The organism is Pseudoalteromonas sp. P1-7a, assembly GCF_001401855.1.
Classification (GTDB): Bacteria; Pseudomonadota; Gammaproteobacteria; order Enterobacterales; family Alteromonadaceae; genus Pseudoalteromonas.
In genome coordinates, this window is sequence record NZ_LKDU01000003.1 from 231437 (window position 1) to 243629 (window position 12193).

Genomic DNA, 12193 nt, shown 5'->3' on the forward strand with positions numbered 1-12193 from the left:
TTAATATTCCTATTATGGTTCACGCATGGCATTTGCCTTTGCTCTTAGCAAAGGTTTTAACCAGTAATCTAAAACAGTTTTTTTCCCAGTAATTATATCTACCTGAGTTTGCATACCCGGTATGATAGGCTGCTGAGCAATCTGACTTACGGTGGTTTTTATAAAAGCTTGGTAATAAGCGGTGCCATCTTCTAAATATTGCGCATCCGCACTAATGTATGTGACCTCACCTTCTAAACCTCCGTATATAACAAAATCATATGCAGTAAATTTTACCTTTGCAGGCATACCCACTCTTATAAAGCCAATATCCTTAGGCTGTACTTTAGTGTCAATTAAGAGCTGATCATTTTGAGGGACAATCTCCATCATAACTTCACCAGGGTCGATGACACTGCCGATAGAACGCGAGACTATATTTTTAACCGTTCCTCTTACAGGCGCTCTTACTTGTGCTTTTAACAGCCTGTCCTCAAGCGCTTTACTACTTTGTGAAATTTTGGCCAGTTCATTACTCACTTCATCTAACTGATTTTGTGTATCGGCTAAATAATCAAATACAATCGCTTTGCGTTCTTCAAGTACCTGGCTTTTGGCTGCTCTAAGCTGCTGTAGCAGTGCCGTTGCTTGGTTTAGTTCACCTTTCATTGCAATTTCATCGCGTTGTAATTTAACCAGTTCCATTTCAGCAACGGCTCCGGCATCTACTGCGCTTTGCGTTAACTCTACCTCTCTGCTCGTAAGCTTTAAGCTTTGCTTTAACGCTGAAATATTAGCCAGTTGTTCATTACTTGCCTGCTCTTGTTGCAATAAGCTTTGCGTACGCTGCTGTAATTGTGACTCGAGCTGAGTTAAACGAGATGTGTAAGTGTTATAGGCTTGCCTATATACCTCTGGCGACACGCCTTTTCGTGGTATTTCTAGGCGCTGAATTGTGGCTCCAAAACTACTTTTATCATCAAGTTCAACACTTTTAAGCTCTGTTAACAGGCGGTTACGCCTTGCGAGTAAAGACTCTCGCTCTTGGCTTGATTCAGCAAATGCGGCCGCAAAGCGAGTTTCATCAATTAAAAGCAATGGGTCGCCCACTTCAACTAGCTGTCCCTCATGTACAAGTACTTCTTTTAATATGCCACCGTCGAGGTTTTCTATGGTTTGTACACGCTGAACAGGAATAACAGTGCCTTGTCCAATAATTACCTCTTCTAGCTTAGCAAACTTAGCCCACAAAACGACTGAAAATAGCAAAATAAAAACAATAATAACCAACCGCTTAGCTTGCTTTGCAGCTTGCAGCTGCCCCATATATAAATCAGCCATTATTTAGCCACGCTCCCACTATTGGCATTACTTACTCGCGTCACTTTTTTACTCACCAGTTTTACGCCGCCCGATACTTTTTCGCTAAATAATGATTTGGGGGTTTCTATACTCTTTAATCGACCATGGTCAATAACAAAAATCCTGTCACATATTGAGAGCATTTCTTTGCGGTGGCTAGAAATAACAACCGTTTCTGTACGCTCTTTTAAAGTTTTAATTAATAGTTTTTCATGCCCTTCATCCATAGCTGAGGAAGGCTCATCTAATAGGAGTAATGAATTATCACTTTGTAATATTGCGCGAGCAATGCAAACAGCTTGTCGCTGTCCTCCAGATAAAAATCGGCCGAATTCACCTACTTGCGTTTCAAGTCCCGACTCTAAGCGATCAATAAAGCGACTCACACCTGATTGCACAAGCGCTTTTGTCAGCTCCGTTGGGTTGATGTTTTGAGCGCCTAACGTGATATTCTCAAGCACAGTGCCATAAAATAGGCTTGGGCTTTGTGCTACCCAGCCGCTTTGTCTACGTAACGCACTTAAAGACCAGTGTTTTATGTCAATGTCATCTATTAATAGTTGCCCAGACGTTGCTCTGTATTGACCTGCAATAATAGCCAGTAAGGTAGACTTACCGGACCCTGCTCGTCCATACAAACCAATTTTTTCACCTTTTTTGATATCAAAATTAATATTGTGAATAGCTTCAAGTTCTTGCTCATGGTACTGAAAACTTAAATAACGCGCTGTAATATTGCCATTTAAAGAAGCATCAATTGTACTTTCGCCACTTTGCTGCTCTTGCTCTAATGCCATTATATTTTTAACTGACTCAATAGCTGTTTGCGTTTGCTTGTACTTTAAAACAAGCCCAGCCAACGAAGATATAGACCCCGATGCTCGACCACTTAACATAACAATAGCAATCAGTGCGCCCATACTAATGTCACCATTACTTATTAAGTAAACACCAAATACAATTAAGCCTATGCTAGTAAATTGACTTAAGCTTGCCACGGTATGTGTAAGCGTTGTAGCACTATGGCGAGATTTGTTCTGCCAATCAACCATTTGAGCGAGTGTTTGCTCAAGCTTTTGCTGCGCATTTGCCTGGCCGTTCATCTGCTTTAACTCAACAAGCTGATTTAAGTTTTCAATTAAATACGCTTGGCGCTGAGTTGATAACTTAGAGGCTTGCTCTACGCTTTCATTTAATTTAGCTTGTAATACAATACTTGTAATAATAACAATGCTGAGCACAGCAACAGGGATGAGTACAATCAACCCCCCAAGCCAAAATATCAATGCTAAAAACAATAAGGTGAAAGGTAAATCAATAACAGAAACCAATGTGGCAGAAGTAATAAACTCCCTTACACTGTCAAAGTCTTGCACTTGTTTGGCGTAGGCACCTGCAGAGGCTGGGCGTTGCTCAAGCCTCATACCCAACACCTTAGCGTACAACATACTACTGATACGTAAATCTATTTGTCTACCGGCGGCATCAGTTAAATGCCCTCTTGCTTGCTTTAACAACCAGTCAAAAATAATCGCTATTGTGGCACCCGTTGCTAATACCCATAAGGTATCTAACGCTGCATTGGGTACAACACGGTCATACACATTCATAGTAAATAGTGGCACTACTAATGCGAGTAAATTTACCGTTAGTGACGCCAATAATAATGAGTTATAAAATGGTTTTACCTGCTCCCAAGCAGGCCTTAACCAACTGGGAATACGGGTATGGAGTTTTTCGGAGCGATCATCGGTGACATTTTCGTGCGACAAATACCAAATCAACTCTTTATCAATATCAGTTAACTGCTTTGGTTCTGCTCCATCTTGCGAGCTAAATGTACTTTCTCCCTTACTCTCAAAAAACCAAAAGTAGCCATCTTTATCGAGTACCAAGGCTGGGTAAGCATAATGTTTAGGCGCAGTTTGTTGCTGGGCACTCACATTAATATTACTCAATGCTTGTTCTAAATGATGAGCCGAAAACTCATTGCTAGGCAAACCAAGTAACAAGTTATCGCTTTGATGGCGTAAATGCAGTGCATCAGCAATGTGCTTGCCAAGTAGCTGCATTTGTTCTCGTTTTAAATTTAACTTCATACGTTTTGATCGCCGTCTAGGCTTTCATTCATAGTTTGAGCAAAAGCAGTGTCGCTGCCACTTGAGCCCTCACTATATGATTGAGCTTGAGCGCCGCTTGAGCTTGAAGTGTTACTTGCTGAAGCTGAAATTGTCACATCCACCTCTTCGGTGGGAGCTTGTTGAGTCTCACCGTTAAGTGTAGAAAACGCATTAAGTGTTAGCGTGAAGCTATCACCAGCGTCGGCATCAATAATTTCTAAGGCTTCAATATCAGTAATATCAACAGTCCATGTATCACCGATTTTTTCACCAAAATTAAAGCTGTACCCATCTGGTAAACCTGTAATTTCAATATAGCCCGTTTCATCTGCCGCAGGGTTTTGCAAATCTACATCTAGGTTTAAGGCGATATTATTAGTTGAATTACTTGTAATATCATTTGCAGCAGTCCATACAGGCGCATCAGCTTGAGGTTCTAACTCAATAATAAATTCTGATGATTGTGTCTCACCCACGCTTGTTACTGTTTCACCATTAATTTGTGCGCTATCAACAGTTGCAACATCAACACTCATGTTTAATGTTCCAAAGGCAAGGCCACCGGCATTAAAGTCAAAGTTTTCGATTGAGTTACTGTCACTGGTAATTGTTGCACTAAAGCCGCCATTACCATCGCTAGTAAAGAACACAGTTTCACTTCCTACTGTGATAAACGCTTCACCGTCTACAAACTGCAAGACTGAATCATCTGAATCAGCGGCTATATTCACCGTTAACTGAATTGTCTCCGTACCATCCGCTTCTTCACTAAAGGCCTCTAAGTCAATAGTTAGGGTGTCATCTTCTTGTCCACCGTAGCTTTCAAACGGCTTTTTAGAAAAATCCAGTGCGTCGGCTTCTGGGTTTACAACAACCATAAACGAGGCTGAGGTCTGTACTATTTCACCTGGTGATTCATCCTGAGTTAGCGCATTTAGGGTTAATTCAAATTCACCACTAAAATCAAGTGGCGGTACAATAATCAAACCAGCTAATTGCTCAGCAGTAACAGTCCAGCTTGTGGTGTCTTCACCATTAAAGGTGCCACCATCTTTACCATTATTAACAAGTAAATTACCATCAGCATCTTTTAATACGGCATCTTTTGGTACGCCAGAGATAGTAATTGAAATAGTTTCTGAGCCGTCATCATCTTTTAGCAGCGCACTTAAGCCCGTTAATGCTATATCAGTATCTTCGCTACCTTGTGCATCTGCTACTGTTAATACTGCTTCATCAGTCACTGCCTCCACTGCAATACTAATTGTATTAGTAACTTGTGTTGTATCAGTGGCAGTACCTGTACTTAATTGTGCAGTATCAACGATGGTTGCCGTTATTTGAATATCTATGTCAGTACCAGATTGGTCTTCAATTGGCTCAACCCCAATACTTGCCAGTGCAGCAGCAAACTCTGCCTCTGTACCGTTATATGTGTACGTGTTATCGCCGTTATCGGTAAACATATTATTAGGGTCATACAATCCAACGCCATCCGGTAAGGTAATAGTAATTGGCTGAGAAAAATCAACTTCTTCAACCCCGCCATTTTGCTCTGGGTTTGATTCATCATCTACTTGGTTTAAATCGGTTAAAGCTAATGTTAAGCCAAGTGCTGTGGTACGATTATCTTCCTTAATTTTGCTAATAGCAGCACTAAACTCACCACCATCAGCGACTGGGGTCACATCTATTTCTAAAGATTGCGTGTCATCAATATATTCATCGCCACTATCATCATCTACCGCAATGATCGTTACCGGAATAATTAACTGCCCTGAATAGTCATCACCTGCACTGGTAAAGCTTAAATTACCAAGTGATCCTTCAGGAATAATATACTCAGCAACTTCACCGTCATCACCTGGAATTGCGATAACACCATCACCTTCAATAATAAGACCTTCAGGTAAGTTATCTGCACTTATATAAACAGTAACGGTATCGTTTTCATCGTCAGTTAAACTGGTATTAATATGCCCTGTAAAATCAACTGTTTCATCTTCTACTGCATCTACCACCGAAATTTGTAACTGCCCTACTTCAGAAGCCTCTGACGTACTACCGTCTCCTTCAACAGTAAAGTTAACGGTAAAGTTGTCACTTAGTAATACCGCATGGCTGCCATCGGCTACGCGCGCTTTAACAGTAACCTCTATATCACCTGTAGAGTTTTGTGCTTCTAAGGTTACATCAGCAAGTAGGTCATTAATTACGTCTGTTACTGTGTCACTTGTGCCTGCATCAATAGGTATAATCCACCGGCCAGAGCCATCTGGGTACGCACCATTTGGATGAAGCACCTCTATATTTACGCCATCAGGGAGTATTATCTCTATGTGAGTAATAATCTCAGAGCCATCAATATCTTCTTCTGTAAAGCTAACAGCCCCCGATAGGCTTAGTGTTCTGCTTGAGCTAGTTATTGTGTCATCCGTTGCTTCAAGACGGGTAACAGCACCACTGTTATCGCGCTCAGCACTACTTTGGGTATCAACCTGTCCATTAACAGTGACTGTAACTTGACTACTAATATCCTCGCTCACACTGCCTACATTAGAGGTATCGGTCACCGTGTAAAGTACATCAACAGTTAGCGTGCCAGAGAAATCCTCATCAGGCAGCAAACGCACTCTATCGCTGGCTAAAACATCCTCTAGAGTTGGGTATTCGGCATTGATTAAATCAGCTAAATCAAACCCACTACCTACGCTCACTTCGCTGCCATCAACATACAGGGTAGTGTTTGCTGGTATACCTGTAATTACAGCACCTGTTATTGTTTCTGACCCGTCGCTGTCGATTAAATCTGGGTTAAAGTTAAGCGCAATACGTGTATCTTCATTGCCTTCAGACGTTGTTGCTAGGCTTTGCGTATTATTGTCGATTGTTGGATTAAAGTTTGTAGTTACAGCAATGTTGTAATCAGCAGTATCACCATCAGCCTCTGTTGGGACTACTTTAATATTAAAATTAACTTCACCGCTAAAGTCACCTACTGGCGCTAAATAGTAATTTTCCATCTCTGCGGCCGTTAAGCTGTACATTGGCTTGCCATTAGCATCAGTACCGACAATTGGTAAATCAGCAGGGTCGCCGTTTACATCTACTAGCATTACCGAGTCTGGTAAGTCAGAAATAACTAAACTAATTGCTTCTGACTGATCCACATCAGAGGTCACAATTAAGAAATCTAAACGTAGATTAGTATCTTCTATGCCTTGAGTATTTTGCAGCGTAAAGTTGTTTTCATCTACTGTAGTAAAGGTCCAGTTATCATTGCTGTTTTCTTCATCAAGCTCTGGTGGGTCTATTTTACCTATAACCGTAAGTTGTAAAGTATCAGGCTGTGTACGTGCTTCTTCACCAGTGCTGGTTTCTGTTGCTATGGCTGTAACCGTAATATCAAATGTAGCATCGGTTGCACGGCTGGCATCTTCTTTTTGTTTTAAGAATATGTTCCCTGCTTGCAGCTCTACATCACTCACAAGCCAATTTCCATCTGCATCTTGAGTTAGCACATTTCCATTTTCATCTACCAGCTCAAAACCTTCCGGCAATTCAACTTCAAAACTAAGTGTTTCGGAGCCATCTTGGTCAATCAGTAAACCACTAAATAAATCTATAGCAGGGGTGAGCGCATCTTCGTCTACGGTTTGATTTCGCACAAATAAGCGAGGCTCATCAGCAACAGGGGTTATTTCAACCGTTACCGTTTGCGTACTTGATGATGCACTATCGTTGTTTTCAGCTTCTGTTGCTACAGCAGTAATATCAAAAGTAAACGTGCCCGCTACATGCTCTTCGCCAACTACAGTTAAGCTTTGTGCCTCTGCTGCGGTTATTTCATCACCGTTTGATAGCGTACGGCCATCGGCAGTAACAATTAGGCCCTCTTGTATATTATTGATTATATAAGTGAGTGTTTCTGAGCCATCTGTATCTTGCAGTGTAGCGCCAATATTAATAGCCGCTTCGGTATCTTCTGCAGTTGTGTAACTGTAATCGTTTGTGTCATCCCAATCAGGGGTGTCGGCCTCTGATATAACACTTACTGCTTGAGTGGCGTTGTATTCACGATTGCCATTATCAGTCGTTACTGTTGCATCAATAGTCAGGTTTACCGTTTGAGTTTGGTTTGAGCTATCGGCAAGCGGTTCAAATGTTAAAGCGCCGTTTATAGTTGCTACGCCATTAGCATCAATACTTAACTGGCTGCCACTTAGTACATAATAACCATCGGTAGCTGTTAGCTCACTGCCATTTAATAATAACTTTCCACCTTGTAAAGAACTTTCTTCAATACGTATTTGAGTAACCGTTTCATTTTGGTCAATATCGCCTGGGTTTACGGTAACAGTAATTGTAGAAGAGCCATCTTCATTGGCATCTGTTGCAGTGGTGGTCATCTCACCAATGTCATCACTTGTAGTCAGTGATAAATCTGCTGTCGCTGTATCACCGTCAGTATCTGTTACAACATAAGTAATTGTGTCAACAAAATCATTAGCTGATGAGCCAAATGTAGTGGTGGTAATTGTTACGCTACCATCTGAATTAATTGTAGCAGTACCGTAATCTTCATCACCATCATTTAAAGCGAATGTATCGCCCACATTTCTAACCACATCGTTATAAGTAATGCTTGTTACCGTCGCCCCATCAGCTCCCCCTTCAAGGTTAGCTAATAAATCGATTGTAACGGTTTCACCTTCAATCAATGCTTTACTTGCACCAGGTAAGCTTGGGATGTCATCAGTTACGGTGGCAACAACAACACTTTGTGAATTTGATATATCCCCGTCGGCATCTACCGCTACTAAATCGATTATTACATCAAGTGTATTTTCTCCATTGCCCGCTTCGTGGTCTAAGGCTTTGAATTGCTCATACTCAAAGGTTCCATCAGCATTAAACCTAACGCGGAAAACTGTTTCAGCTGCCCCGCTTTCGCCTATTGGTGCTGTTGCTAAATACCAGCCATTATCGTCAGCTGTATTTGATAGCGTAACGTCTTCACCTGAAGAGGTGTAACCAGAAAAACTAAAGTTGTCAGCTAGTTTCACTTCAACAACTTCATCTGAGCCTGACGTAACACTAATATTGCCCTCGGTTTTAATTGAGTCGTTATTACGCAAGCCTTCTTCGTCAACCACAGGAGCGCTATCGCCTGAAGTTGTGACACTCGGTGACTGACCATCTTCTACGTTTACTGCTAATGCACTTTGTTCTCTAGTGCCATCGGCATCGGTTGAAATAATAGGTACGTTAATAGCAAGCGTTGTTTCTTGTGAATCTAAATGATCAATAGCCCCTACGATTTCAAAGACAATGTTGTAACTTTCAGAGGTGCCTGCAGCTACATCCACATCAGTTGGAAGAGTTACCGTAAATACAGTAACGCCATTAACTACACCGTTTGCGGTACCATCCTCATTAACTTGCCATGTAATCGGCTCACCGTTTTGGGTAAGAGCATTGCCATTGCTATCAAGTACCGCCTCACCTGAAGCTACATTCATACCAAGTGATTTAACAGCCTCACCGCCAGCCGTAATAGTAATGCTCTGTGTATCGGACTGACCAGTACTGCCTGTTTCTGGGGTTTCTGCGACATTGAACGTTGGCGAGGTTTGCGTTGCATTAGCACTATCTGTAACGTTTACAGTAATATTTTCTTCATCAATATCGCCATCTTGATCTTTCAATTCAATTGCAAGGTTAAAGCTACTATTACCGTTATTATCAATAGGGCGAATAAGCTCAATTGTATATTGTAAGTTTGCTTGGCTGCTTGTGCTGTTTGTGATCTCAGGTAAAGTAGCAATAAATACAGGGTTATTTATATCACCTGTATGTGCTGTAAGCGTTAAGCCATCCTCACTTAAAGTATATTGAATATCCTCGCCACCAGAGGTTAGTGCAGGTTGCGAGCCTGTAACAGCAAAGGTTAACGACGAAAAGCTATCACTGCCAATAACAGTATCTAATGTACCGCTAAATGTATCTGAGCCGGACGCTAAACCTGACTCATCAAGGTTTGCTGAGTCTATATTGGTAAGCTGTGGTCCTGTGCCATCTACAAGGGTTATGGTTACATTGCCATTACCGCTAATTACCGTACCATCACTATCCTCACCATTAACAGAAAGCGCAAAATCGATATTTTCTCCATCAGGATTATCAAGCGGTAAGCTGACTGTTGTTTGAACCCTAGCATCTAAATCTTTGCCATTGGCATCTTGCGTTGCACTTACGCTAAAGCGGATTACTTCGCTGCCATTTGCAGAGCCTATAATTGTTTTACCATCACCACTTAAAACAAAGCTAATAGCAGAACCAGAACTAGTTAGATTCAAAGAATTTAAGCTTGCAATAGTGTCATCAAAGGTAATTGAATCAGCAACAAGTGCATCAGAACCTGCAGCAACACTAAAGGATTTGTTATTCGTGGTAATAACACCATAATCGCTTTCTGTATAAGTAGCGGCTTGATTTGTAAAGCTGCCCGCACTGCCATCTTGTACTGTAAATGTGGCTGTACTGGTTGAGCTGCCAACTCCGTCGCGATCTTCTATTGTGTATTCAATCGTAAACTGTGGTGAAGGAGTTGAGTCTCGATTATCAAGCGCGTTAAAGCTCCAGCTTCCATCGCTGTTAACCGTTAATGTGCCTTCATCGGTTTCTATCGTAGCTGGTGTATTTGTTGTTACATCATAATCAGTGCCATTAAATGTTACACTTGTAACGATTGGTGCGCCCTCTACTACACTGTCGTTTGTGACTAAGCTACCTGTTGATACTCTACCCGCATCAGTGTCGGCTTCTGTAACTGTAAAGCTGTCGTCACTACTTTGTGGGGCAGAGTCGGTAATAGTAACGCCTGTTGGTACAACGACTAGTTCGGTTGTGCCATCGGCATCTGTTTGTAGTGCATCAACAAAAATATCAGTAAGTAAACTTTCACTTTCGTGATCAATAGGTGCATGTAACGTAGTAGTAAGTTCTCCACCTGTAAGCGACACACTTAGCACTAAGTTACCTTGCGAGTCTTTTACCTCTAAAGATAAACCATCATTTGCTAAGGTAACCGAAACAGGGCTGCCATCTACCGTTAACCCTTCAAGGCCAGATTGGTTTGTACTTAATGTAAGGTCAGCGTTATCTATTTCTATCGAACTAGTCGCTGAGCTTGTGCCGCCATTTGCAGTATTACTTTCATTTAATGATTGGCTATCAAGCGCATCGAGTGTTGGTGCGACATCTTGCGCTGTGTTTCCTGCAGAATCAGTAACAGTTGCCGTAATAGTCCACTGCTGTGTATCAACAAGCTCAGATACATCTATACCGTTAACGGTCCAAGTTCCATCATTTGCGACTGCGGCAGTCACTATTTCACTAGTTGTGCCATCAAAAATGGTAAGTGTAACGGTAGAACCTAGCTCAGCATCGGTTGTACCGTTTAGCGTGGTTACTTCACCCGCTTTAAAGGCTCTACTGTTAATGCCGTTTTCACCTGTATCAATATCAATATTAATGGTGGTGTCTTTGGTGAAGCTGGTTTCATTTGTGGCTAAATTGCCCTCAACATCTAATGCGCGAACACTTGCTGTAATTTCGCCATCAGCAAGGCCCGAAATATCAGTGGCGTTGATTGCCCACTCACCTGCGTCATTAATGGCGACGTTTTCAACCGTGACTTTATCTCCGTTTACATCGGTAAATACAACAGTGGCTGTTTGGTTAGCATCAGCTTCTTCTATTACGCCACTTACAACTACATTACTTTGCTCTGCAGTATTAATAACGGCATCATCACCTGTTGCTACATCAATGCTGGTTACCGCCGTTTTATCGTGAATGGCGGTGTCTGTATCGGTTGCCGTATTACCTGCTATATCACTTACTGTGGCTGTGGCGGTTAATGTACCATCGTTAAGCCCTGATAAATCTGCACCTGTGATTGTGTAAGCATTATTAATAACAGTGGCTTCAAAGCTGCGCTCATTACCTGCTTCATCTGTTACTACCACTGTTACGGTTTGATTGTCTTCAACACCCGTTGTTGTACCTGTAATTTCAACACTTAAATTTTCACTATTGCCGTTAATTACGCCATCGTTTGTATCGTTAATATCAACTGTTATTGCAACTGTAGTGTCTTTAGTAAAGGTGGTTTCGTTTGTGGCTAAATTACCCTCAACGTCTAATGCGCTAACACTCGCTGTAATTTCACCATCAGCAAGGCCTGAAATATCCGTGGCGTTGATTGCCCACTCACCTTCGTCATTAATCGCGACGTTTTCAACTGTGACTTTATCTCCGTTCTCATCGGTAAACACCACGGTGGCTGTTTGGTTAGCATCAGCTTCTTCTATCACACCACTTACTACCACGCTTTCTTGCTCTGCGGTATTAATAAATGAATCATCACCGGTTGCCACATCAATACTGGTCACAGCTGTTTTATCATGTGTCACTGTATCTGTATCTGTTACATTATTGCCTGCAATATCACTTACCGTAGCTGTAGCGCTGAGCGTACCATCATCTAGGCTACTGGCATCAATCGGATCGGTAACGTATTCGCCGTTTTGCACAAGCGCCGTGGTTTCAACTTGGTTTGTACCATCGCTGATGGTCACCGTCACGGTTTGGCCATCTTCTACATCGGTTACTGTACCGCGCACGACCATGGCGGCGCTTTCACCATTGCCATTAATCACGCCATC

3 protein-coding genes are annotated in these 12193 nt (G+C 41.9%); all 3 read right to left on the reverse strand.

Annotated features, from left to right (window positions below; all coding sequences use genetic code 11):
- Nucleotides 1-12: 12 nt before the first annotated feature.
- Genes AN389_RS04585 through AN389_RS04595 form a run of 3 tightly spaced genes read right to left on the reverse strand, consistent with a single transcriptional unit; the run spans nucleotide 13 to nucleotide 12187 of the window.
- Nucleotides 13-1320: an HlyD family type I secretion periplasmic adaptor subunit gene (locus AN389_RS04585; RefSeq protein WP_055017294.1), complete on the reverse strand. Its 1308-nt coding sequence runs from the start codon at nucleotides 1318-1320 to the stop codon at nucleotides 13-15.
- Entirely contained in the window at nucleotides 1320-3440 is a 2121-nt protein-coding gene (locus AN389_RS04590; RefSeq protein WP_055019343.1) for an ATP-binding cassette domain-containing protein, read from the reverse strand. The genes AN389_RS04585 and AN389_RS04590 overlap by 1 nt, the downstream gene beginning before the upstream one ends.
- Nucleotides 3437-12187, reverse strand: a complete 8751-nt coding sequence (locus tag AN389_RS04595; protein ID WP_055019344.1) for a hypothetical protein — start codon at nucleotides 12185-12187, stop codon at nucleotides 3437-3439. The genes AN389_RS04590 and AN389_RS04595 overlap by 4 nt, the downstream gene beginning before the upstream one ends.
- Nucleotides 12188-12193 lie beyond the last annotated feature (6 nt).